Genomic DNA, 23533 nt, shown 5'->3' on the forward strand with positions numbered 1-23533 from the left:
TGACCGTTGGAGGTCGGGACTGATGGCGAAGCCTTATTCGATGGATCTGCGGGCGCGGGCACTGGCCCGGCTTGAAGAGGGCGAGACGAGCCGCGAGGTGGCTGCTGCGCTGAAGGTGGCAGTGTCGAGTGTGATCAAGTGGGCGGCGCGCAAGCGTCGCCTTGGTAGTGCGGCACCCGGCAAGATGGGCGGTCACCGGCCCTATCTGATCGACGGGGAGCATCGTGCTTTCGTCCTGGGCGAGGTCGAGCGAGATGCCAACGTGACGCTTCATCAATTGACGGCGGCACTGGCTGAACGTGGTCTTACCATCCACCCTGCGAGCGTCGGTCGCTTCCTGCATCGCGAGGGCAAGAGTTTTAAAAAAAACCATTCTGCCGGCCGAGCAGCTCAAGCCAAAGCTGATGCGCCGGCGAGCGCAATGGATGCGCTACCAGACCCGCATTGACCCTACGCGCCTGGTCTTCCTGGATGAAACATGGGTCAAGACCAACATGGCGCCATCGCGCGGCTGGGGTGTGCGCGGCAAGCGGCTGATGGCCCACACGCCACATGGCCATTGGAAGACGATGACCTTCATCGCCGCGCTACGCCATGACCGGGTAGAGGCGCCGTGGGTCATTGACGGACCCATCAACGCGCAGGCCTTCCGCGTCTATGTCGAAACCGAGCTCATCAAAACCCTGAAGCCGGGGGACATCGTCATTCTCGACAATCTCGGTTCCCATAAGGGCCAAGCCGTCCGCGATATCGTCAGAGCTGCTGGGGCGCGGCTCTTCTTCCTGCCGCCCTACAGTCCAGATCTCAACCCAATCGAGAAACTGTTCGCCAAGCTCAAGCACTGCATGCGACGTGCCGCCAAACGAAGCATTGAGGCCGTACACAACGCCATCGCCCACACCCTCGACCAGGTCAGCCCAAACGAATGCAACAACTACATCGAAAGCGCAGGCTATAAGTCAACCTAAATGCGAACCGCTCTAGAGTCTTCTTCACCGAGCGCTGCGCTGGGCGGCCTTAAGGGTGTTGGCCATGAGCATCGCGATCGTCATCGGCCCGACGCCGCCGGGCACGGGAGTGATTGCCCCGGCAATTCGACAAGCGTCCTCGAAATCAACGTCGCCGACTAAACGTCCCTTTCCGGTGCCATCGGCTGCGGGTAGTCGGTTAATACCGACGTCGATAACCGTGGCACCCGGTTTGATCCAGTTTCCCTTCACGAAGTCCGGCTTGCCGACAGCGGCGACCAGGATGTCGGCCCCTCGGCAGATCTGTTCGATTTCCGCTGTTCGGCTGTGCGCGATCGTTACGGTCGCGTTCGACGCGAGCAGCAGATTGGCCATCGGTTTGCCGACGATGTTGGACCGCCCGATGACCACCGCCGTCAAACCTGACAGGTCCTTGCCCCGGACCGACTCAATCAGCAGCATCGCCCCTGCTGGCGTACACGGGACGAGCGCGCCCTCGAGTTCGCCAGTTCCCAGCATACCCACATTGACATAATGGAACCCATCAACGTCCTTGTCAGGCGATATCGCCTGAATAATCTTTCCTGCATCCAGATGTTTTGGCAAAGGCAACTGCAGAAGGAGTCCATGAATTTTCGGGTCTTCGTTCAATGTGTGCACCAGGCCAAGAAGTTCTTTCTCGGACGTGATTTCGGGCAATTCATACTTTCGTGAGAGGAAGCCGCACTCTTCGGCCTTCCGCCCCTTCGAGGAGACGTAAACCTGGCTGGCTGGATCACTTCCGACGATAACCACGGCAAGACCAGGATTGATGCCGGAACTCTTCAAGGCCTCAGTTTCGAGTTTTACTCGTTCGAGTATTGAAGCCGCCACGATTGCTCCAGAGATGATGACTGGTTCTCTCATCTGGCCCTGGTCACGCGAAAACGATTGTCTTGTGGCCATTGAGCATGACCCGACGCTCCAGGTGCATCTTCACCGCCCTGGCCAGCACCCTGCTTTCTATATCCCGGCCCGTGGCGACGAAATCGTCGGCGGTCATCGTATGCGTCACACGCTCCGTTTCCTGCTCGATGATCGGCCCTTCGTCGAGATCAGGCGTCACATAGTGGGCTGTCGCGCCAATCAGCTTCACGCCGCGTTCGAAGGCCTGATGATAAGGCTTTGCTCCCTTGAACGACGGAAGGAACGAGTGATGGATGTTGATGACTTTTCCGAACAGCCGGGTGGAGAGGTTGTCCGAGAGCACCTGCATGTATCGGGCTAACACCACGAGATCTGCCTCCGTCTCCCGGACGAGATCGAGCAGCACCTTCTCCTTTTCCGCCTTGTTGTCCTTGGTGATGTTGAAGACGTGATAGGGGATACCCTCTATCTCTGCGGTTCGGCGGCTGTCCTCGTGGTTCGACACGATAGCTACAACCTCGACCTGCAGCCATCCCACACGGATTTGGTAGAGCAGATGCAACATTGCGTGGTCGAACCTGGAAACCATGATGATGATCTTCAGCTTGCGGCCGGCGTCGACGACATCGGCCTTCATGCCGAAGCGGTCCAACACGGGCTTCACGGCGTGTTCGACCTGTTCCTTGGTTGTGGGCTGCCTGAATTCGACGGCGATGCGCATGAAGAAGCGGTTGGAAAGGCGGTCCCAGAACTGGTTGCTCTCGGTTATATTGGCGCCCAGGGCGGAAAGTTCCGTCGCGACCGCCGCGACGATGCCGGGTTGGTCGTCGCAGGACAGGGTAATCGTGTAGGATTGCGGCACGTTTTCATTCCCCTCGTGTCAAATTTTGGCAAGTTCGGGAAGGACATCAAAAAGGTCGGCGACGAGACCGTAGTCGGCTACCTGGAAGATCGGCGCCTCCTCGTCCTTGTTGATGGCGACGATGACCTTGGAATCCTTCATGCCGGCGAGGTGCTGGATGGCGCCGGAGATGCCCACCGCGATGTAGAGATCGGGAGCCACCACCTTGCCGGTCTGGCCGACCTGCCAGTCGTTCGGCGCATAGCCGGCATCGACCGCGGCGCGCGAAGCGCCAACAGCCGCACCGAGCTTGTCGGCGACCGGCAGGATGACCTCCTTGAATTTTTCCGCCGAACCCAGCGCACGGCCGCCCGAGATGATGATCTTGGCCGAGGTTAGTTCCGGACGGTCGGTGTCGGAAAGCTTGTTCTCAATGAAAATGGAGAGCCTCGGGTCGGCTGCCGGCGAGACAAGCTCGACGGCAGCCGCATTGCCTTGGGAGGCGCTCGAATATGATGCGGTGCGCACGGTGATCACTTTCTTGGCGTCGGTTGACTGCACCGTCTGGATGGCATTGCCGGCGTAGATCGGCCGCTTGAAGGTGTCGGGCGACACGATCTCGATGATCTCGGAGACCTGCGCGACATCGAGCAGGGCGGCGACGCGCGGCGCGACGTTCTTGCCCGACGAGGTCGCAGGCGCGATGATGGTGTCGTAAGCGCCGGCCAGCGAGACGACCAGCGCCGCCAGCGGTTCGGCGAGACGCTCGGTCAGTTCATCGGCATCGGCCAGCAGCACCTTGGTGACGCCCTTGAGCTTGGCTGCGGCATCCGCCGCCGGCTTGGCGCCCTTGCCGGCGACCAGCACATGCACGTCCGAACCGATCTGCAGGGCCGCGGAAAGCGCCTTGGCGGTCTGGTCGGAAAGGGTTGCGTTGTCGTGTTCGGCAATCAGAAGAATAGCCATGTTGTTGTCTCCTTTTCCGATCGCTTACAGCACGCCGGCTTCGTTCTTGAGCTTGTCGATCAATTCGGCCACCGACTTGACCTTGACGCCCGCCTTGCGGCCGCTGGGCTCCTCGGTCTTGAGCACCTTCAGCCGCCGCTTGACGTCGGCGCCGTAGTCGGCCGGGCTCTTTTCGTCGAGCTGCTTCTTCTTGGCCTTCATGATGTTGGGCAAGGAGGCATAGCGCGGCTGGTTGAGGCGAAGGTCGGCGGTGATGATCGCCGGCATCTTCAGTTCCACCGTCTGCAGGCCGCCGTCGACTTCGCGCGTCACCTTGGCCTTGTCGCCGTCGATGACAACCTTGGAGGCGAAAGTGCCCTGCGCCCAGCCGAGAAGGGCTGCCAGCATCTGGCCGGTCTGGTTGGAATCGTCGTCGATCGCCTGCTTGCCGAGGATGACGAGGCCAGGCTGTTCGGCGTCGACGACGCCCTTCAGCACCTTGGCGACACCGAGCGGCTCGGTCTGCTCATCGGTCTTGACCAGGATGGCGCGGTCGGCGCCCATGGCGAGCGCGGTGCGCAAGGTTTCCTGCGCCTGCTGCGGTCCGATAGAGACGACGATGATCTCTTCCGCCTTGCCGGCTTCCTTCAGCCGGAGCGCCTCTTCGACCGCGATCTCGTCAAACGGGTTCATCGCCATCTTGACGTTGGCGAGTTCTACAGCCGAACCGTCAGCCTTGACGCGAACCTTGACGTTCGCATCCACAACTCGCTTCACGGGTACAAGGATTTTCACTTGATTGTGCCCTTATTTTCGGGGTGAGTTTCCCTATTCCGGGACCACATGGCCCAGGCAATATTCCATCTCAATCAATTATCGCCCGGCTTGCGCGAGGCCCACATCGAGTGCGGCGACGATCCGCTTCACATCTGCCGCCGTGATGACGAGCGGGGGTGAGATGATGACGTTGGCACCGGAAGTGCGGACCATTACGCTTTCTTCGTATGCGGTGTCGAAAACCTTCTGCACGACGTCTTTGGCCGCTGCCGATTTCGTCTTGCGGTCCGACACCAGTTCAAGCGCGCACATCAGACCGAGACCCCGCACGTCCCCTACCAGCTCATGCTTCTCCTTGAGGCCTTCAAGGCCCACAAGCAACTCCGCTCCCCGGGCCTTTGCATTCGCGGCGACGTTGAGACGTTTTGTTTCGGCGAGCGTCGCGAGCGCTGCGGCGGCTCCAACTGGGTGACCTGAATAGGTGTAGCCGTGGCCGATCGAGCCAATGGCGCCCTTGGAGGCCTCAAATACCGTTGCCACCTTTTGGCAGATCATCACCGCGCCGAACGGAAAGTATCCGTTGCTGATTGCCTTGGCCGTGCACATGAAGTCCGGTTTGACACCCCAGCCACGCGAGCCGGTCCAGGCGCCCGTGCGTCCAAACGCTGTGATCACCTCGTCGGCGATCAGCAAAATGCCGTGCTTGTCGCAAATGGCACGCATCAATGGCATGAAGGTTTCATGCGGCACGATAACGCCACCCGACCCCAGCACCGGTTCCATGATCATGGCAGCGATCGTATCGGCCCCCTGGAAGGCGATCTCATCCTCGAACTGGCGAGCGATCGCCTGGGCAATCTCCGCCGGATCAGAGGTGCCGAAGGGATTGCGGTAGGCATAAGGTGCGGCGAGATGAAAAACCCCAGGTAGCAACGGCTCGTAGTTGCGGCGGAAGTTGGCATTGCCATTGACCGATGCGCCACCGAAATGCGTGCCATGGTAGCCCTTCTTGAGGGCAACAAACTTGGTGCGCTCGGGTTGGCCATTGATCTTGTGATACTGACGCGCCAGACGCAAAGCGGTCTCGACCGAATCCGAACCGCCCGACGTGAAGAACGCACGCACGAGGCCGTCTTCCTTGAACCATTCCGCCAGCTCGTATGAGAGCTCGATCGCCGGCGACGGCGATGTGCCGCGGAACGCGGAATAATAGGGAAGCTGGTCCAGTTGATCGCGGATCGCCTTTTTCACCGGCTCGCAAGAATAGCCGAGGTTGACATTCCAAAGGCCGCCGACGGCATCGAGCAGCTTCCTGCCGTGGATATCGGTGACCTCAACCCCCTCGGCCGCATTGATGATGTGCGGCGGGTTCGCTTGCATCTCGGCGGGATGCGCCATGGGATGCCACATGTGGCGGGCGTTGTTCTCAACAAGGAAATTCGTCTCTCGCACCCTCTGTTCCTCTCAAATTCCCAGCATCTTGATTGCCTGGGCATAGCTTTCGCCTGGCCCGGTAACATCGAAGTGCACGATGTGCATCCCGACGTCCGACGCTCCTTTGACGTTCTTGGCCTGGTCGTCCACGAACACGCAATCCGAAGGGGCAAGGCCAAGCCCGTCGAAGACGAACCCGTAAGCGCGCGGGTCGGGTTTCAGGATTTTTGTGTACGTCGCGTCGACGATCAGGTCGAACATCTGAAGGAATGGAAGCTTGGACCGAAATCCCGCGCCATAGAACAGATCGAGCTCATTCGACAGGATGGCAAGCTTCTTACCCGCGTCCTTGGCAACCTCAATCGCGCGCAACGCCTCTGGTCTGATCATCAGCTGCGGATCATCACCCCGGATGCGCTGGAGGAACACGGGGAGTTCATCCCAGGTCTCACCGAGGAGCTTGCCGGTCTCGCGTGCCCGCGTGTACCAGTAGTCCCGTTCGGTGATTGCCCCGGACTGCATCTGTTGCCACAACGCGTCGCCATCGGTGTCGAAGGGGCCCATCCAGTCAAGGGTGCCTGCAGGCAGTCCCAAGGCGGCCTCGTTCAGGCGCTGGGTTTCAAAGACCGTTTTCGAGATCACACCGCCGAAATCGAGGACAAGCGCACTACGGCGTTCAGGCATCAAGAAGATCCTTCGTTGCACGCAGGATGCTCGGATGAGGTTCAGCGCCGATTGCGCGAGATATTTCCACCGAAGCCCCGACTACGAGCCGTGCGGCTTTCAACTGCCTGTCCTTCGTCATTCGAGATGCGACACCGGCGATCGCCACCGATCCAAAAGCGTCGCCACTGCTGGAAAAGATCGGCGCGGCCACACCGCTCGATTCCACTTCAAAAGACCCAGGCGCAAAGGCGAAGCCGCGATTCCTGATTTGGTCCAATTGCGCCCGCAGTTCCTCTTCGTCGACCACGGTATTTTTCGTGTACCTGACCAATTCTCCCTCGGCAAAAACCCCGTCGCGGACCTCAGGCGCGGCGAACGCCAGAAACGCCAGACCAGATGCGGTCGCGTGAAAAGGCAGCAATTGCGACGGGTTCACCCAGACACGGGTCGATCTCTTCGGCTCCGTCACCGCTACCGTGATCATTGCGGTCTCGGCCGCCAGTGTGGCGTGCGCGGTTTCTTCCATCTCCTCGGCAAGCCTGTCGAGCACGGGATTGATGAATGACAGGAGCGGGAAACTAGCTTCTCTAACCCGAGCCAGCCTGAGTACGGCAATCCCCAGGCGGTATTTCTTGGTTTCCGCATGCTGTTCCACAAAGCCGTTGCGAATAAGCGCAACAAGGATCCGAAGAGTCGTTGCTTTGTCGACTTTGGACTTTCGGGCGAGGTCGCTCAGGCCCCATTCCGGTTCCTGCACGGTAAAATATGAAAGTAGATAAAGCGCCCTATCGACGCTTTTCATCATTGGAACTGTTTCCCCAGGTCCGGATTTCGGCACGATTTCCTCTCCTCGATGAGTGCTACTTGACAGAACTTCAAACCTAATGCAAGCTTTTTAAACTGATGGTGACAATAATGAACCGCGAAACGACGGTCAAGCCATAATGGGAAATCCGAATGAATTTGCCTCAAAACGCTCGTCCCGCTGGCTCGGTCTATCTGACCGCTGAAGGCAGCCCGCGACACCATTCCGATTTAGCGTGACTGAGAACGACTCGGAACCGACCGTAAGGACAACCAATGGATCAAATCCAGATCGACCAGCTTCGGGGGCTTTCAGTTCCGGAGCAAGGGCTTTTCATCGACGGAAAAGCGCGCAAGGCCCTGAAAGGCGGGACGCGCGAGGTGATATCGCCGCTTGATGGGTCAATCCTTACGCGCCTCGCTGAAGCCGAAGAAGGCGATATCGACCTGGCGGTGGCGAGTGCCAGGGCGAGTTTCGACCGTGGATTATGGTCGAGGGCTGCGCCGGCCGAACGCAAGAAGGTGATGCACCGCATCGCCGAACTCATCGAAAAGAATGCGCTGGAACTGGCCGTGCTCGGAGTCCGCGACAACGGCACCGAAATCTCGATGGCGATAAAGGCGGAGCCTGGAAGCGCGGCCAACACGTTCCGCTACTACGGCGAGTTGATCGACAAGGTCTACGGCGAGATCGCACCGACGGCCGCTTCGGTTCTCGGCCTGGTTCATCATGACCCCGTCGGCGTTGTTGGCGTGATTGTTCCGTGGAACTTCCCGATGATGATCGGAGCATGGAAAATCGCTCCCGCGCTGGCGGCCGGAAATTCGGTTGTCGTAAAACCGGCGGAGGTCGCATCACTTACCTTGCTGCGTTTGGCGGAGATCTGTTCGGAGGCTGGCCTGCCGGCCGGCGTCTTCAATGTGGTCACCGGGCAGGGTTCCGTCGTCGGTGCCGCACTCGGACTCCACAATGACGTCGATGTGCTGGCTTTCACGGGCTCCGGTCCCGTAGGGCGGAGGCTTCTCGAATATTCCGCCCGATCTAATCTCAAGCGCGTCTATCTCGAACTCGGAGGTAAGTCGCCGAACGTAGTGTTCGCGGACGCACCGGATCTCGATCAGGCAGCCAAGGTCGCGGCCTATGGCATATTCCGCAACTCCGGTCAGGTTTGCGTAGCCGGCTCCCGGCTCTTGGTAGAGCGCTCGATTCACGCTGATTTTGCGCAAAAAGTGGCCGAATTTGCTTCACAGATGCGGTTGGGCGATCCCCTTGATGTCAGAACCGAGGCTGGCGCGATTGCAAGCGCCGACCAACTTTTCAAGAACCTGGAATTTGTGGCCCGGGCCACAGCCGATGGCGCCTCGCTGCTTACCGGCGGTACCCGAATCCGCGAGGAAACAGGGGGATTCTTCATGGCGCCGACGGTGTTTGACCAAGTCGCTCCAGACGCCGCCCTTGCCCAGGAAGAAGTGTTCGGCCCGGTGCTTGCGATCACGCCCTTTGACGACGAGGCCGCCGCGGTTCGGATCGCAAACTCGACGATTTACGGGCTGGCATCCGGCGTCTGGACGTCCAACCTCTCGCGCGCCCATCGCATGGTAAGGGCGATCAGGGCCGGCGTCGTCCACGTCAACACATATGGAGGGCCGGACATCACCGTGCCGCTCGGTGGCGTCGGACAGTCTGGCAACGGTCACGACAAGTCGCCGCATGCCCTCGATAAATTCCTCAATCTCAAGACAGCGTGGATTCAACTCTGATGACCGAAAACAGATCCCCAAGGTCACTCCCAGAACGGGCTCCTGCAGTCGTCATCGGCGGCGGCATCATCGGCATATCGTCCCTCTACCATCTTGCGAAACGCGGAATGGCGGGTGCGGTGCTCTTGGAGCGTAAACAGCTTGCAAGTGGGACGACATGGCACGCGGCAGGAATCGTCGGGCAACTGCGTGAGTCTGGCTCGCAGACAGCGCTCTCGAAATACACCGCACGGCTCTTTATGGAACTCGAAAGTGAGACGGGACAGGCAACGGGCTACAAGCAGAACGGCACGCTGCATCTCGCATTGTCGGATATCCGGATGGACCAGTTGCTGCGCAACCATGACCATGCCGGACGAATGGAAATCGAAAGCCACATACTCTCGATCCCGGAGCTGAAAGAAATCTGGCCCCTGGTGGACTATGGGGGCGTCCAAGGCGGCTTCTTCGTTCCCTCCAACGGTCAGGTCAATCCCCTGGACGTCACCCAGGCGATGGCCCGCGGCGCTCGCAACAACGGGGCGCTGATTTTTGAGAACACTTCGGCCACAAGAATTCTGACGAAGAACGGCCGGGTGATTGGTGTCGAAACCGATCAGGGTGTGATCGCCACCGAAAAAGTCATTCTCGCCGGCGGGATGTGGACAAGCCGCTTTGCCAAGGCACATGGGGTGACTGTGCCCCTTCATGCAGCGGAGCATTTCTACATCGTCACCGAAGCGATTGCCGGCCTCCCGCGCACCCTGCCCTGCCTTGTCGTCGGCGAAGAACGGACCTACTGGAAGGAGGACGCGGGCAAGCTGTTGATCGGTGGTTTCGAAGCCTTGGGCAAGGCTTGGGGCAAAGAGGGCATTCCAGACGGTTTCGAGTTCGACGAACTTCCATTCGACATGGAACATACCGAACCGATGCTTGAGACGATCTTCGCCCGCATGCCAGCGCTTGCCGAGATGGGGATCAAGACGTTTTTCAACGGCCCCGAGAGTTTCACACCGGACGGTCGGCCCTACCTCGGCCCCGCGCCGGAAATGCCAGGCCTGTTCATTGCCGCCGGCATGAATTCCAACGGCATCCTGAACTCCGGCGGCGTCGGCTTAACGATGGCGGAGTGGCTGATCGACGGATATCCGAGCCGCAGCATGAACTCCATGCTGGCTTCTCGCGCCCATCCCTTTCAATCCAACTCGACATACAATGCCGACAGGGTCGGTGAGTCCGTCGGATTCCATTACGGCATCCACTGGGCGGGCCGCCAGATCGAAACGGCACGCGGGGTACGTCGGGTACCACTGCACGACAGGCTGAAATCGCAAAACGCTGTTTTCGCCGAGCGCATCGGCTGGGAAATTCCAATGTATTACGACCCGTCCGGCTTGGGATGGCAGGACAAACCTTCGGTCGGCGAGCAATACTGGTCTTCCCTGGTGGCCGACGAATGTGCCGCCGCCCGGGATGCGGCGGTGCTCCTTGACCAGTCCATGTACGCCAAACTCCTGGTGCAGGGACCGGATGCCGTCGAAATGTTGAACAGGGTCTGCGGTGCCCAGATGGACGTGGCGGTCGGAACCTCCGTCTACACCCAATTCCTCAATCAACGCGGCGGCATCGAGGCCGACGTGACGGTCACGCGGATCGGCCCACAGAAATTCCTCGTGGTTACGGGGCACCCCAGCCAGGTTCGCGACCGCGCCTGGCTTGAAATGCATGCGGACCCGGAGTGGCGGTTCGAAATCTTCGACGCCACGTCGTCCTACGCGCTGCTGACGATCCATGGGCCGAAGTCTCGCGAGATACTTTCCGCCCTGACGATAGACGACCTCAGCAACGAGAAATTTCCGTTCGGTGCCGCGCGGGAAATCGACCTTGCCCATGCACGGGTCTGGGCCATCAGAAGATCGTTCGTAGGCGAACTTGGCTACGAGCTGCTGATTTCGACGGAGTTCACGCACGGTGTCTACGAGAACATCCTGACGGTCGGAACGCCACTCGGCCTGCGGCATATGGGAATGTTTGCCATGGGAAGTTGCCGCCTTGAAAAGGCTTTCAGGCACTTCGGGCATGACATCACCGAGGAGGACACACCTTACGAAACCGGCCTAGGATTTGCTGTTGATCTCAACAAGAGCGAGTTCATCGGCAAAGGCCCTCTCGCAAGGCAGAAGGCAGGCGGTGCAGCCACGCTCTTCAGGACGGTATCGGTCTCCGTCAACGGCCTCGGAAGAACAGGTCCTTATCTCGCGCACAATGAACCGATCTGGAAAGGCGATGACCTTGTGGGCCACGTCACCTCCGGAGGATGGGGCTACCGCGTTGGCAAAATGCTGGGGCTTGCAAGCCTGCATCGTGAGGATGGCGTCTCGAAGGCATGGCTCGAAGAGGGTGATTTCGAGGTCCAGATCGCCGGCAAACGCTATCCGATCCAGGTCCAGCTTCAGCCCCTCTACGACCCGCAGGGAGAGCGGATGCGTGGCTGAGACCGACTAACCAAAAAACAAAAAATGAGTGGGAACCATGACAACGAAAGAAACGAAGACGATCCTTGTTATCGGTACATTCGATACGAAGTCGGACGAACTGATCTATCTCGCTGACAGGATTGTCGCACAGGGCGGCCGAGCGCTCACGATGGACGTAAGCGTTCTCGGTGGTCCCATGCGGCCGACCGACATCAGCAAGCACGATGTCGCCGAGGCTGGCGGGTCGTCGATCCAGACGGCGATCGCGTCCGGCGACGAGAACACCGCGATGCAGATCATGGCGCGCGGCGCGTCAATCCTGACAGCGAGGCTGCACGCGGAAGGCAAGATCGACGGCATGATTGCCATGGGCGGCACCATGGGCACGGACCTGGCTCTCGACTGCGCTCGTGCCTTGCCACTCGGCGTACCGAAATATGTGATTTCTACAGTCGCGTATTCCCCCCTCGTCCCCGCGGACAGACTAGCGCCCGACATCCAGATGATCCTGTGGGCGGGAGGCCTCTTCGGATTGAACTCCATATGCAAGTCGTCTTTAAGCCAGGCTGCGGGCGCGGTTTTGGGGTCCGCGCAATCGGTCGAAACGCCGAAGCGGGATCGTCCCATCATTGGCATGATGAGCCTTGGCAGCTCGTGCCTTTCCTACATGAGACTACTCAAGGGCCCCTTGGAAGAGCGAGGGTTCGAACTTGCGGTGTTTCATGCGACTGGCATGGGCGGAATGGCTTTTGAAAATCTGGCCGCGCAAGGATATTTCTGCGCCGTCATGGATTTCGCGCTTCCCGAGCTCGGGAACCTTCTGGTTGGCTCTATCGTCAACGGTGGCAAGGACCGACTTGTGTCAGCCGGACAGAACAAGGTCCCACAACTCGTCGCTCCGGGCTGCGTCGACTTGATAGACTTTCCCAGTTGGCAAGATATCCCCGCCCGCTTCGCCGGCAGACCCTGCCACGCGCACAATCGTTTGATCTCCTCCGCCGCGTTGAACGCGCAAGAGCGGCGCGAGACCGCCCGCGAGATCGGCCATCGGTTGGCCAAAGCCTTGGCTCCCGTGCATGTGATCCTGCCTATTCAAGGTATCGAGGAATGGGACCGGGAGGGGCAACCTGCCCATGACCCGGCAGGACTAGCAGCGTTCCTCGATGAAATGCGCTCAGCGATACGGCATCCGGTGGAATTGACCGAGATCGACGCGCACATAAACGACGCGCTGTTTGCTGAAACGGTGCTTGGAATATTCGACGATTGGGTCGATCGAGGCATCGTCAAGAAGGCACTACAATGACGATACACGCCACCCCGATCGACGCTCGCTATGCGGTTCTGTTTGAACCCGTCAAGATCGGGCCGAAGGTGGCGCCAAATCGATTCTTCGCTGTGCCGCACGCGACGGGCCACTCTCCCCTCATGCCCAACGGCTCCATCGGCATGAGGGCGATGAAGGCGGAAGGCGGTTGGGGCACCGTCTGTATGCAGCTTTCCGAGATCGATCCGTCATCCGATATCTCCAACCTGCCGATCGAGAAATTTTGGGATGAGGTCGACGTCAGGAGCCATGCACGGCTGACCGAGAGGATCCGCGAGCATGGCGCGCTTTCGGCCATCGAGATCGGCCACAGCGGCATGCGTTCGCGGGGCCTGGCAAATGGCTATCCGGTTCTCGGCCCATCCAGTCTCCCCGTTCTCAAGCCTGAGGTCCCGGTCCAAAGCAAAGCCATGGACAAAAGCGACATCAAGTTGCTACGCGAGAACTATCGCGCCGCGGTTCGACGGGCGAAACAGGCGAACTACGACATCGTCTATGTCTACGCCGCTCACGACGCGTCGATCCTGTGGCACTTCCTGACCCCGGCCTATAATCACCGAACGGATGAATATGGCGGCAGCTTCGCCAACCGGGTTCGGCTGCTACGCGAGGTCCTGGAGGAGGCCAAGGAAGAGGCCAGCGACGATATAGCCGTAGCCATTCGTTTTGCGGTGCATGAACTCACCGGGCCCAAAGCTATATCGAGTAGCGGCGAAGGGCGCGACGTGGTCGAGCTCCTGGCGGAAATCCCGGATCTTTGGGACGTCAATGTCTCGGGTTGGAGCCGCGACTCCGGAACCTCCCGCTTTGACCCCGAGGGCGCGCAGGAAGAATTTACAAGCTTCGTGAAAACAGTGACGACAAAGCCGGTCGTCGGGGTCGGCCGCTTCACATCCCCCGACGCAATGGTGAGCCAGATCCGCCGTGGCGTCCTCGATCTGATCGGTGGCGCGCGGCCGTCTATCGCCGATCCGTTCCTGCCCCAAAAAATCCGCGAAGGACGGGTGGACGAGATCAGGGAGTGCATAGGCTGCAACATCTGCGTGGCCTCCGACGCGTACTCGATCCCGCTGCGCTGCACACAAAACCCGACGATGAGTGAAGAATGGCGGCGCGGCTGGCATCCTGAACGCGTTCCCAAAGCTCAGACCAACAAGAACCTCCTTGTCGTCGGCGGCGGACCTGCCGGGCTGGACTGCGCCCTCACCCTCGCGCGGGCAGGCCACCAGGTGACAATCGCCGAAAAGTCGGAAGTGATGGGTGGACGCGTCACCAAGGAAAGCAGGCTGAAGGGCTTGTCAGCCTGGAACCGGGTCCGCGACTACCGTCTCTACCAGATGCAGCAGATGCCGAATGTCGAGCTTTTCCTAGGCAGCGAAATCACACCCGAGATTGCCTGCGAGTTTGGCGCCGACCACATATTCGTGGCCACTGGATCGCGCTGGAGGGATGACGGACTTGGCCGCACCCGGTACACGCCGATCCCAGGTTTCTCCGGTTGCGCTTTCACGCCCGACAGCATCCTGGACGGCGAGAGCCTGTCCGGTCCGATCGTGATCTATGACGACGATCATTACTACATGGCTAATGTCCTTGCAGAACATCTCGCGGCGAAAGGCCACGAGGTTCACCTCGTCTGTCCTCAGCCCGCGATTGCGGGCTGGATGGGCTACACGCTGGAACAGCCTCGTGTCCTCAGCGCCCTGATGGCGGCCGGCGTCAAGATGTATCCGAACACGACGGCCGTGGAGTGGAAGGACGGTGCGCTGCATATCAATCGGTCGGACACTTACGAACCGTTGCCGGCTATCCCCGCAGCGGCCTTGCTGAGTGTTACGTCAAGACTTCCACAAGACGATCTGTCCTCCTGGCTTTGCGAGGCCGGTGTTCCGCACACAACAATCGGCGACGCGGTCGCGCCGGGGATCATTCAAGCGGCGGTGTTTTCTGGACACAAGGCTGCCAGGGAGTATTTGGGAACTGAGCCGGCAGACCGCATCTTCAAGCGCGAGGTCCCGACCTTGTTCATCTGAATCGAAGCCTCCAGTAGCAAAACAAGGAGCGTCGGCCTGGCTGGGCCCTCTTCTCTCGTCTCAAGTCCGACGCGGGCCCGCCAGCAGGAGCACCGACTATGAGATCTCGCGCGCAGTCGACATGAACCAGCTGCCCTGATCGCGACAGTTTTGGGAGGAACAATTATGGCCGCAGACACACCCTTGTGGACCGCGACGCGGGACCGGATCGACGCCGCGCCGATGACGGCTTTTCTGAAAGCCGCTGCGGCGCAGGCGGACGCATCCTTCGCCTCCTATGCCGAACTTCACCGCTGGTCGGTCGAGGATCGCGAGAGCTTCTGGAGCCTCGTCTGGGACTTCTGCGGCATCGTTGGCGACAAGGGCGAGCGCGTACTCGTCGATGGCGACAAGATGCCCGGCGCCTCATTCTTTCCCGACGCCACCCTGAACTTCGCCGAGAACCTGCTGAAGAAGACCGGCTCGGGCGACGCAATCGTCTTTCATGGCGAAGACAAGGTCGAGCGTCGGCTGTCCTGGAACGAACTGCATGCGCTGACGTCGCGCCTGCAGCAGCTTTTCCTGTCGCTCGGCGTCAAAAAGGGCGACCGCATCGCCGCCATGATACCCAACATGCCGGAAGCCATCGCCGCCATGCTGGCGACCGCTTCGATCGGCGCCGTCTGGTCGTCATGCTCTCCCGATTTTGGCGAGCAGGGCGTTCTCGACCGCTTTGGCCAGATCGAACCGGTCGTCTTCATTGCGCCGGACGGCTACTGGTACAATGGCAAGGCCATCGAAGTCGCCGACAAGATCGCCGCGGTCGCGACGAAACTTGCCACCGTCCGCAAGATCCTGATCGTGGACTATCTCGGCACCTCTGCCGACGTAGCCGAAACCGTCGACAAGGCTGCGGCGCTCGAAGACGCGCTGGCGCCCTTCGCTGCAAAACCCGTGACCTTCGAACGATTGCCGTTCGCGCACCCGCTCTACATTCTGTTCTCGTCAGGCACGACCGGCATTCCCAAATGCATCGTCCATTCGGCCGGTGGAACGCTGATCCAGCATGTCAAGGAACACCGGCTGCATGCTGGATTGCTCGATGGCGACCGCTTCTTCTACTTCACCACTTGCGGCTGGATGATGTGGAACTGGCTGGTGTCGGGTCTGGCGTCAGGCGCGACACTGCTACTCTATGACGGCTCGCCCTTCTATCCCGACGGCAATGTGCTGTTCAGTTTCGCCGATGCCGAGAAGATGACCTTCTTCGGCACCTCGGCCAAATTCATCGATTCCGTGCGCAAGGCCGGCCTCAAGCCGATCGGCACGCATGATCTACAGAGCGTGCGGGCGATCTCCTCCACCGGCTCGCCACTCTCGCCCGAGGATTTCCGCTTCGTCTATGACGGCATCAAAAAGGATGTGCACCTGGCCTCGGTCTCCGGCGGCACCGACATCGTCTCCTGCTTCGTGCTCGGCGTGCCGATCGAACCGGTGTGGACCGGCGAGATCCAGGGGCCGGGCCTCGGCCTTGCCGTCGATGTCTGGGACGATGACGGCAAGCCTATCAGGCAGGAGAAGGGCGAACTGGTCTGCACCAGGGCTTTTCCGGCGATGCCGATCGGCTTCTGGAACGACCCCGAGAGCAAGAAATTCCAGGCGGCCTATTTCGAGCGCTTCGACAATGTCTGGTGCCATGGCGACTTTGCCGAATGGACCGCCCATGGCGGCCTGATCATTCATGGCCGCTCCGACGCGACGCTCAATCCGGGCGGCGTGCGCATCGGTACGGCGGAGATCTACAACCAGGTCGAACAGATGCCCGAGATTCTGGAGGCGCTGTGCATCGGCCAGGATTTCGACAATGACGTGCGGGTTGTGCTGTTCGTACGGCTGGCCGCCGGCGTGCAGCTGGAAGCCGATCTGGAAAAACGCATCCGGTCGAAAATCCGCACCGGGGCGAGCCCCCGCCACGTGCCGGCAAAGATCGTCGCCGTGTCAGACATCCCGCGCACCAAGTCGGGCAAGATCACCGAACTCGCGGTGCGCGACGTCGTGCACGGTCGCGCCATCAAGAACAAGGAGGCGCTCGCCAATCCCGAGGCGCTGGAGTTGTTCAGGAACCTGCCGGAGTTAGGTTGATCGACTCGGCAAACAACCTCCCAGCATGGATCATCGGGCGCAAACGTGAGCGCCGACACATGGTGTGGCGCCAGGGGATCTCGTGGACATCGGGAGATAGAGAGGCGTGACGGAGGAGAGCGACATGAGCCATGGCGGCCAGCAGTCGGACATAATCTTTCTCACGAATGGCGCGTCGGTCGTGGGTCAAGGGATGAGCCGATTGCAGAGGATTGAGCCCTCAGCGGGCGCGGTGAGTGGAGGCTCTCTTCGCTCAGCCGTAAGCGAAGCTTAAACTGGCAGTTCGATGCGCGGGGGGAAAGACGGTAGCGCGATACCGACTCGAACCCCACAGTGGTTGAATCAAGGTTGCATCACAGCGATCCAGGGACCCTAACCTCCTTCAGAAGCGCGCATTTCGACTGGAGGCGCAAGACAGCAAGTTCGAAAAGCTTCCAGGAACCCCAGTCGATGGTCAATTGTAGACCGTCTGACGTCCACAATAGGGCCGATGAACGAACCCGCTGCGCGGGAGGGATGCCTGCGGTTGAGGTAGAGATCAAGAACCGGTCGTCGCGCTCGCGTTGAGCGTCGTTCGGCTGGAGCAGAGCATGGCGGGCTTCTTCAACAAGGAGCCTGACCATGCACCATCCCGTTCTCGATGCACCCGTCAGCCCGCTGCGCCAGCGGCTGATCGACGACATGAACATGCGGCGCTTCTCACGCGAGACGCAGCGCAACTATCTCCGCGACATCGGACGCCTGGCGACATTTCTCGGGCGTTCACCAGACACAGCGACCGCCGATGACCTGCGCCGGTTCCAGATCAACCAGCAGGAAGACGGCGTTCCCGTGCCGACGATGAACAGCATCGTGTCGGCGCTACGGTTCTTCCTCACCCAAACGCTTAACCGCCCGGACCTGGCGCGCCGGCTCGTCCGGCTGTCGCATCCGCGCAACCTGCCCGTGGTGCTCAGTCGCGACGAGGTCGCCCGGCTGCTCAACGCCACCACCTGCCTCAAGCACCAGGCCGCACTGTCGATTGCCTATGGCGCGGGCCTGCGCGTCGCCGAGGTGTCGATGCTGAAGGTTGCCGACGTCGACAGCGAGCGCATGCTGCTGCGCGTCGAGCGTGGCAAGGGCGGGCGGTATCGCAACGCCATGCTCTCGCAGGACCTGCTCGCGCTTCTGCGTGAGTGGTGGAAGGTCGGACGTCAGCAGGGCGTGATGCACCGCGACGGCTGGCTGTTTCCCGGACAGCACGCGATGAAGCCGATCAGCACGCGGCAGCTCTATCACATCGTCGTCGAGGCGGCGCAGGCCGCGCCGACATCGCCAAGCGGGTCGGGCCGCACACGCTGCGCCACAGCTTCGCCACCCACCTGCTGGAAGACGGCACCGACATCCGGATCATCCAAGTCCTACTCGGGCATGCCAAGCTCAACAACACCGCCCTTTACGCGAAGGTGGCGACCCGGACGGTGCGTGCCGTGACGAGCCCGCTCGACAAGCTCGGCCTGTTCAAGTCGCCCGACATCTGAGCCGTGCGCGCCTCGATCGAGGTCGCCGACATCTTCCGTGCTGCCGGACCCGCTTTCCGGGCCGCCCATGCAGGTCACCTGAGCCTCGCCCAGCTCAAGGTCATGTCGGCGATCGAGTATTGCCGCACCGCAGCCCTTGGCGGTCACGTCGAGGCTTGCGAGGACTGCGGCCAATGGCGGATCGCCTACAACTCCTGCCGCAACCGGCACTGCCCGAAGTGCCAGGGCGCGGCCGCACGGACGTGGTTGGCCGAGCGCGAGGCCGACCTGCTGCCGGTCGGCTACTTCCATGTCGTGTTCACGCTGCCGGCCGAGGTCGCCGACATCGCGTTCCAGAACAAGGCGCTCGTCTACGACCTGCTGTTCAAGGCGGCAGCGGAGACGATGCTGACTATCGCCGCCGACCCGAAGCACCTCGGCGCCAGGATCGGCATCACCGCGGTGCTGCACACCTGGGGATCGGCGATGACACCATCCGCATGCCCACATGATCGTGCCGGGCGGCGGCACCGCGCCGGACGGAAGCCGCTGGATATCGTCGCGCCCGGCCTTCCTGCTCCCGGTGAGGGTTCTCGGCAAGCTGTTCCGAAGGCTCTTCCTCACCCGGCTGGTCGCGCTGCACGACGCAGGACGGCTCGCCTTCTTCGGATCTATGGCGCACCTGTCCGCGCGGCAGGCATTCGTGCGGCACCTGTCGCCGGTCCGCAAGAAGCGCTGGGTGGTGTACGCCAAGGCGCCGTTCGCCGGGCCGGAGGCGGTGCTCGCCTATCTGTCGCGCTACACCCACCGGGTGGCGATCTCGAACCGCCGCCTGATCGCGTTCGACCACGACGGCGTCACCTTCCTTTACAAGGACTATCGCCGCGACGGCGTTGATCGGCAGCAGGTCATGACGCTGGCGGCTGACGAGTTCATCCGCCGCTTCCTGCTCCATGTCCTGCTGCGCGGCTTCCATCGCATCCGGCACTACGGCCTGCTCGCCGGCTCCGCCCGCAAGGCCAGCCAAGACTTCCGCCCGCCATGCCCTTGCTGCGGCGGACGCATGATCATCATCGAGACGTTCGAGCGCCGGAGGCAGCCACGCGGTCCGCCCGATGCAACCGCGACGAACCGGGAGACAACTCCATGACCCGGCATGGCATGGTCGAACCTTCACCCGCAGGCGCCCCGCCTCTGGCAACGGCCCCACGCGTGTCCATCATCAATATCGCCGCCCACAGCGTCGCAACGAGCCTCGTGCGGGATCGGCTAAACCGCGCGGAGGCACAACGAAGCGGCCTCCCCGCATCCATCCCCACCCTTCCCAGCAGCGGTCGCGCCGTCGCCGACACCAGCCGCAAATCGAAATCCCCATAGCCATCGCCTGTGGCCCACGGGTTCCTTCCTCGGGGACTTTCGAACGCCTGCCGGCGCCCGAAACTCTTCACGCTACCGGACGGTCCGCTATCGGGGCGAGGTCGACGGAAAGCTGCCATTCGGCAGATGACCTCTGAAGCCGAGGTTGAGGCGGGTTGACCCTAAGGAGCGGTTCTCAATGAGTGTGGTTGCGAGGCAGAGCTTTGCCAGATGGGGCACTGGAGCAGCATCCAGCTTGGCGGATGGCCAGATCGCGGGACCTGCACTGCCACGGCTAGAATGCGCGGCCCGTAACGTTCAGCTCGCTAAATAACTTCTTGCAATCGATCGCAGTTCATTCTCGTCGATTATCTCACCGTGTCCGCAGTATGCCCTGTTGAACTCTATCTCCAAAAGACGCAGCATTGTCTTTCGATAGACGTGCACGTCCGAACCTGGAAGATCATCGACCAATCGTCCGCGATAAATCGCATCGCCGGCTAAAAAATCGCCGTTGCGTTCATCAAGAAGACCGAGCGACCCTGGCGAATGACCAGGGAGGTGAAGGACCAGAAATGACCTGTCTCCGGTCTCAATGGTGCAGCCTTCGTCGAGAATTCGGGACAGTGGCGCCGATTTGATCTGGAAATGCAGCAGCGACCATGCCTCATGCGGAGGCTTGCTGACGGCGTCGCGCTGCGCGCGAAAGAGATGAGCCAATGTGTGTTCATCCGCCATGTCGTCGAAAAACGAAGACTCCTCGCGATGGCCAAGTCTCATCTCGAACTCGCTTAATGCGCCGACGTGATCGACATGGATGTGCGTTGCAACGGCTACTACCGGCTTGCCAGGTGGCAGGTTCAGCACGGGTCTGAGAGGCACTAGCCCCATGCCCCCATCGACGACAAGATCGACGTCGCGCCCGCGAACATGATAGACGTTGCTTCTGAAATAGGGATGAACGTGCGGCTCCCATATCCGCGTGATTCCCCTACCCAGAGTTTCGCGTGAGAACCAGTCGGCAGCACGATGCACTTCGCCAGTTGGGGTGAGCGGCATCAACGATGTCCTCGCGCAAGCAGACGCTCGAGCTTGATCTGAACGACAGTCAGAACCGAAACCATCGACATGTAGTAGATCAGCGCCGCGCCATACCATTCCAAGAACCGAAAGCTGGTGGCGATGGCGAACTGGGTGACGGTCATGAGCTCTTTCAAGGAGATGACCGTCGCCAGCGAGGTTGCCTTCAGCAAGGAAATGAATTCGTTGACCAGGGCCGGTAGCGCGACGCGAAGCGCCTGGGGCAGGATGATCAGGAAGAATATCTGACCCCGGTGCAGGCCAAGGGCCGCCGCACCCTCGGATTGCCCCTTGCCGATCGATGCATAGGAGCTGCGCAGGATCTCGGTCAGATAGGCAATCTGAATCAGGGTCAGGGCGAGAAACGCCGCGACGAACGGACTGAACCAGTCCGAGCGGAACACCGCCGAGATCTGCGGCAGTCCATTCCAGACGAACAGCAGCACGAGCAGCGCGGGTGCGCCGCGAAGAAGCCAGACAAACGCGGCGATCGACAGGCGGATCCAGCGCCGCTTCGACGTGGCCAGTGCTGCTGTTGCCAGCGATATCGCCAGGGCAACGGTCATCACCAGAAGCGAAAGCACGAGGGTCAGCAAAGCCCCCTTGGCGAGGGGCCAGCCGAACAGGGCCGTCAGGAAGAGCTTGCTGTCGAACACCTCGGCACGTCCCTTAATTGGTCGCGTGCTTGACGTCTGCGGCGGCCTCGGGAAGGTTCCATTTCTGCAACAGCGCCTTCATCTCGCCGCTGGCCTGCAAGGTCTCGATGGCATTGACCAGGGCCTCGCGGTTGTCGCCGCCCTTTCTCAGATAGATCCCGTAAGTTTCACCATCGCCATAGTTGTATGGCACCTGCAGCCGCCCTGGCATTTGCTTGATGCGGAATGCAGCCGTCGTGTCCTGGGTGATCGTCGCCGCAGCCCGGCCGACTAGGATCTGCTCGATGACGGCGGAGGCGGACGGATAGGTCTGTATCTGCGCGGGCGCCTTGCCGGCTTTTGTCAGCTCGGCGTTCAGCTCCGCAGCTGTCTTCTCGTAGGTGGTGCCCGCCTCGATCGCCAGCACCTTGCCGCTGAGGTCGAGCGGCGATTTGGTCTCTGAATCCGAAGCCGATGTCACCAGCACCACATTGGAGACGAAGTAGGGAACGGCGTCATAGGCCTGCAGGCGCTCCTTGGTCACCATGATGCCGCTGGCGACGAGATCGCATCGCTCGGCGCCGAGCGATGGCAACAGCACCTTGAAGTCGCCGACCACATATTTGGTGGTGCCGCCCCATTGCTTTGCGATGGCATCCACGACATCGACTTCGAAACCGACAAGCTTCTCGTCGCCTGGATTCTCATAATATTGCATGGGCGGAAAATCGCCGCCGGTGCAGACGCTGAGCACGCCGTTATGGACAAGATCCGCACCTCCGGCCTGCGCCGCCGGCGCGGTGGCGACAAGGGTGGCGACGACCAGTCCGCCAAAGGCGATTTTCGCTGCGAAGGCAGTGCGTTCGTGAAGCATATCCAGTTCCCCATTTTATTTTGCGATGCCGTTTTGTGGCTGCCGAGGACCATATGTTGCAATTACTATGAGACAAGCTAAATCTTTAGCATTTAGTTAGAGCAGTTTTTCTAAACTAAGGTGATACGTGGCCGTTCCGTCCCTTCATTCTCTGCGAGCCTTCGAAAGCGTATCGCGGCTCGGCAATGTCGCGGCCGCGGCTGCCGAATTGCATGTGACGCCAGGCGCCATAAGCCAGCAGCTGCGTGCCTTGCAGCTTTCGCTTGGCATCGACCTGTTCAGGAAAAGCGGCCGCCGCCTCGTGCTGACTGAACGGGGCGCGACGCTGCAGAAAAGCGTCGGCACGGCCATGCATCAGATTGCGGATTCGATCCGCGACATATCGGCCAATGCCTACGCCACGTCAGACAGGGCGGAGCTGCGCGTATCGGCGCCTTCAGTCTTTGGAACGACCTGGCTCACGGCCAGGATCTTTCGGTTTCTCGATGCAAACCCCGATCTTCGCATGCAGATGCACACAGCAGTGGACTTCGAGGAAGTGGACTGGCGAAAAGTCGATGTCGCCATCGTCTATGGGAATCCACCTTGGGCTGGATTCTGGTGGCGGATGCTGCACAGCATCTACGCGTCACCAGTGTGCAGCCCACAATTGCTGCGAGGTCCAAATGCAATTCGCGAGCCTCACGATGTGCTCAAACATCGCTTGCTCCATGAAGACGACGGCGACCAATGGCGGCGTTGGCTAACGGAAGCACGCGTACCCCATTCCGTGGAGTCCGATATCTATTTCGACAACTTTGCCATGGTGCTTCAGGCCGCGCGCGATGGTCATGGTGTCGCCCTGACAAACGACATCATTTCCTTCAGGGACCTGGATGAGGGCAGACTGGTTCAACCCTTGACGCTCAGTGTTGCGGCATCCCGAAGCTATTACTGCATATGCCATGAGGAAGGCTTGGCTAATCCAGCGATCGGCCGGTTCGTCGACTGGTTGGTCGACCAGGCATCGAGACCGTCAGGCTGACGGCACGGTGGCACCGTGCCTCGATG

General features: G+C 60.7%; 17 protein-coding genes and 2 pseudogenes. 9 read left to right on the forward strand and 10 right to left on the reverse strand.

All coding sequences use genetic code 11. The features are described 5' to 3' along the window. Window positions 1–22: 22 nt before the first annotated feature. Window positions 23–968, forward strand: a protein-coding gene (locus tag EN861_RS28790; protein ID WP_135867228.1) for an IS630 family transposase whose coding sequence is annotated in 2 segments (ribosomal slippage) — window positions 23–361 and window positions 363–968 — 945 coding nt in all. Because the reading frame shifts where the segments join, the coding sequence is not laid out codon by codon here. A 24-nt stretch (window positions 969–992) separates the two neighbouring features. Here the strand turns inward: EN861_RS28790 and folD are convergent. The 7 genes from folD to EN861_RS28825 form a co-directional block, all read right to left on the reverse strand. Beyond that, window positions 993–1874, reverse strand: a complete 882-nt coding sequence (gene folD / locus EN861_RS28795; RefSeq protein WP_135867230.1) for a bifunctional methylenetetrahydrofolate dehydrogenase/methenyltetrahydrofolate cyclohydrolase FolD — start codon at window positions 1872–1874, stop codon at window positions 993–995. Between the two features lie 10 nt (window positions 1875–1884). Then, entirely contained in the window at window positions 1885–2736 is an 852-nt protein-coding gene (gene purU / locus EN861_RS28800; RefSeq protein ID WP_135867232.1) for a formyltetrahydrofolate deformylase, read from the reverse strand. A gap of 18 nt (window positions 2737–2754) precedes the next feature. Continuing rightward, window positions 2755–3681, reverse strand: coding sequence for an FAD-binding protein (locus tag EN861_RS28805; RefSeq protein WP_135867235.1), 927 nt, complete (start codon window positions 3679–3681; stop codon window positions 2755–2757). 24 nt (window positions 3682–3705) lie between these two features. Then, window positions 3706–4455 carry an electron transfer flavoprotein subunit beta/FixA family protein gene (locus EN861_RS28810; RefSeq protein WP_126070444.1) on the reverse strand — a complete coding sequence of 250 codons (750 nt, stop codon included), beginning with the start codon at window positions 4453–4455 and terminating at the stop codon, window positions 3706–3708. A 78-nt stretch (window positions 4456–4533) separates the two neighbouring features. After that, window positions 4534–5889, reverse strand: a complete 1356-nt coding sequence (locus EN861_RS28815) for an aspartate aminotransferase family protein (RefSeq protein WP_126070445.1) — start codon at window positions 5887–5889, stop codon at window positions 4534–4536. Window positions 5890–5901: 12 nt separating this feature from the next. After that, window positions 5902–6555: an HAD-IA family hydrolase gene (locus EN861_RS28820; RefSeq protein ID WP_126070446.1), complete on the reverse strand. Its 654-nt coding sequence runs from the start codon at window positions 6553–6555 to the stop codon at window positions 5902–5904. Further along, window positions 6548–7342, reverse strand: a complete 795-nt coding sequence (locus tag EN861_RS28825) for an IclR family transcriptional regulator (RefSeq protein ID WP_245512137.1) — start codon at window positions 7340–7342, stop codon at window positions 6548–6550. Before EN861_RS28825 ends, EN861_RS28820 begins: the two co-directional genes overlap by 8 nt. A 275-nt stretch (window positions 7343–7617) precedes the next feature. On the opposite strand from EN861_RS28825, the gene EN861_RS28830 reads away from it, so the two are divergent. The 7 genes and pseudogenes from EN861_RS28830 (at window position 7618) to EN861_RS28865 (ending at window position 19688) form a co-directional block, all read left to right on the forward strand. Further along, window positions 7618–9102, forward strand: coding sequence for an aldehyde dehydrogenase (locus EN861_RS28830; RefSeq protein WP_126070447.1), 1485 nt, complete (start codon window positions 7618–7620; stop codon window positions 9100–9102). Then, a complete protein-coding gene (locus EN861_RS28835) occupies window positions 9102–11576 on the forward strand; it encodes an FAD-dependent oxidoreductase (protein ID WP_135867236.1) in 2475 nt (824 codons plus the stop codon). Before EN861_RS28830 ends, EN861_RS28835 begins: the two co-directional genes overlap by 1 nt. 37 nt (window positions 11577–11613) lie before the next feature. After that, entirely contained in the window at window positions 11614–12864 is a 1251-nt protein-coding gene (locus EN861_RS28840) for a Tm-1-like ATP-binding domain-containing protein (RefSeq protein ID WP_126070449.1), read from the forward strand. Further along, the gene (locus EN861_RS28845) at window positions 12861–14918 is read left to right on the forward strand and encodes an FAD-dependent oxidoreductase (RefSeq protein ID WP_126070450.1); all 2058 of its coding nucleotides are present in this window, start codon (window positions 12861–12863) and stop codon (window positions 14916–14918) included. Before EN861_RS28840 ends, EN861_RS28845 begins: the two co-directional genes overlap by 4 nt. A 165-nt stretch (window positions 14919–15083) precedes the next feature. Beyond that, complete coding sequence (locus EN861_RS28850; RefSeq protein ID WP_135867238.1) at window positions 15084–17039, forward strand: acetoacetate--CoA ligase; 1956 nt, start codon at window positions 15084–15086, stop codon at window positions 17037–17039. A gap of 621 nt (window positions 17040–17660) precedes the next feature. Next, window positions 17661–18559, forward strand: a pseudogene (locus EN861_RS28860) (tyrosine-type recombinase/integrase). Between the two features lie 3 nt (window positions 18560–18562). Beyond that, window positions 18563–19688 (forward strand): annotated as a pseudogene (locus EN861_RS28865) (IS91 family transposase). 524 nt (window positions 19689–20212) lie between these two features. Here the strand turns inward: EN861_RS28865 and EN861_RS28875 are convergent. Genes EN861_RS28875 through EN861_RS28885 form a run of 3 tightly spaced genes read right to left on the reverse strand, consistent with a single transcriptional unit; the run spans window position 20213 to window position 22483 of the window. Continuing rightward, window positions 20213–20953 (reverse strand): MBL fold metallo-hydrolase, encoded by a 741-nt coding sequence (locus EN861_RS28875; protein ID WP_126070453.1) that lies wholly within the window; start codon window positions 20951–20953, stop codon window positions 20213–20215. After that, window positions 20953–21630 carry an amino acid ABC transporter permease gene (locus EN861_RS28880; RefSeq protein ID WP_135867240.1) on the reverse strand — a complete coding sequence of 226 codons (678 nt, stop codon included), beginning with the start codon at window positions 21628–21630 and terminating at the stop codon, window positions 20953–20955. The genes EN861_RS28875 and EN861_RS28880 overlap by 1 nt, the downstream gene beginning before the upstream one ends. A 13-nt stretch (window positions 21631–21643) precedes the next feature. After that, a complete protein-coding gene (locus EN861_RS28885) occupies window positions 21644–22483 on the reverse strand; it encodes a transporter substrate-binding domain-containing protein (protein ID WP_135867242.1) in 840 nt (279 codons plus the stop codon). A 127-nt stretch (window positions 22484–22610) separates the two neighbouring features. On the opposite strand from EN861_RS28885, the gene EN861_RS28890 reads away from it, so the two are divergent. Further along, window positions 22611–23507, forward strand: coding sequence for a LysR substrate-binding domain-containing protein (locus EN861_RS28890; protein ID WP_126070456.1), 897 nt, complete (start codon window positions 22611–22613; stop codon window positions 23505–23507). Window positions 23508–23533: the final 26 nt, after the last annotated feature.

The sequence above is a fragment of the Mesorhizobium sp. M8A.F.Ca.ET.218.01.1.1 genome, from assembly GCF_004791165.1.
Lineage (GTDB): Bacteria > Pseudomonadota > Alphaproteobacteria > Rhizobiales > Rhizobiaceae > Mesorhizobium.

Bases quoted from the DNA above. Each gene is read 5' to 3' on its own strand.
- folD (WP_135867230.1), bottom strand. From the start codon at position 1,874: ATGAGAGAACCAGTCATCATCTCTGGAGCAATCGTGGCGGCTTCAATA.
- EN861_RS28885 (WP_135867242.1), bottom strand. From the start codon at position 22,483: ATGCTTCACGAACGCACTGCCTTCGCAGCGAAAATCGCCTTTGGCGGA.
- EN861_RS28830 (WP_126070447.1), top strand. From the start codon at position 7,618: ATGGATCAAATCCAGATCGACCAGCTTCGGGGGCTTTCAGTTCCGGAG.
- EN861_RS28875 (WP_126070453.1), bottom strand. From the start codon at position 20,953: ATGCCGCTCACCCCAACTGGCGAAGTGCATCGTGCTGCCGACTGGTTC.
- EN861_RS28850 (WP_135867238.1), top strand. From the start codon at position 15,084: ATGGCCGCAGACACACCCTTGTGGACCGCGACGCGGGACCGGATCGAC.
- EN861_RS28845 (WP_126070450.1), top strand. From the start codon at position 12,861: ATGACGATACACGCCACCCCGATCGACGCTCGCTATGCGGTTCTGTTT.
- EN861_RS28820 (WP_126070446.1), bottom strand. From the start codon at position 6,555: ATGCCTGAACGCCGTAGTGCGCTTGTCCTCGATTTCGGCGGTGTGATC.
- EN861_RS28825 (WP_245512137.1), bottom strand. From the start codon at position 7,342: ATGATGAAAAGCGTCGATAGGGCGCTTTATCTACTTTCATATTTTACC.
- EN861_RS28835 (WP_135867236.1), top strand. From the start codon at position 9,102: ATGACCGAAAACAGATCCCCAAGGTCACTCCCAGAACGGGCTCCTGCA.
- EN861_RS28805 (WP_135867235.1), bottom strand. From the start codon at position 3,681: ATGGCTATTCTTCTGATTGCCGAACACGACAACGCAACCCTTTCCGAC.
- EN861_RS28840 (WP_126070449.1), top strand. From the start codon at position 11,614: ATGACAACGAAAGAAACGAAGACGATCCTTGTTATCGGTACATTCGAT.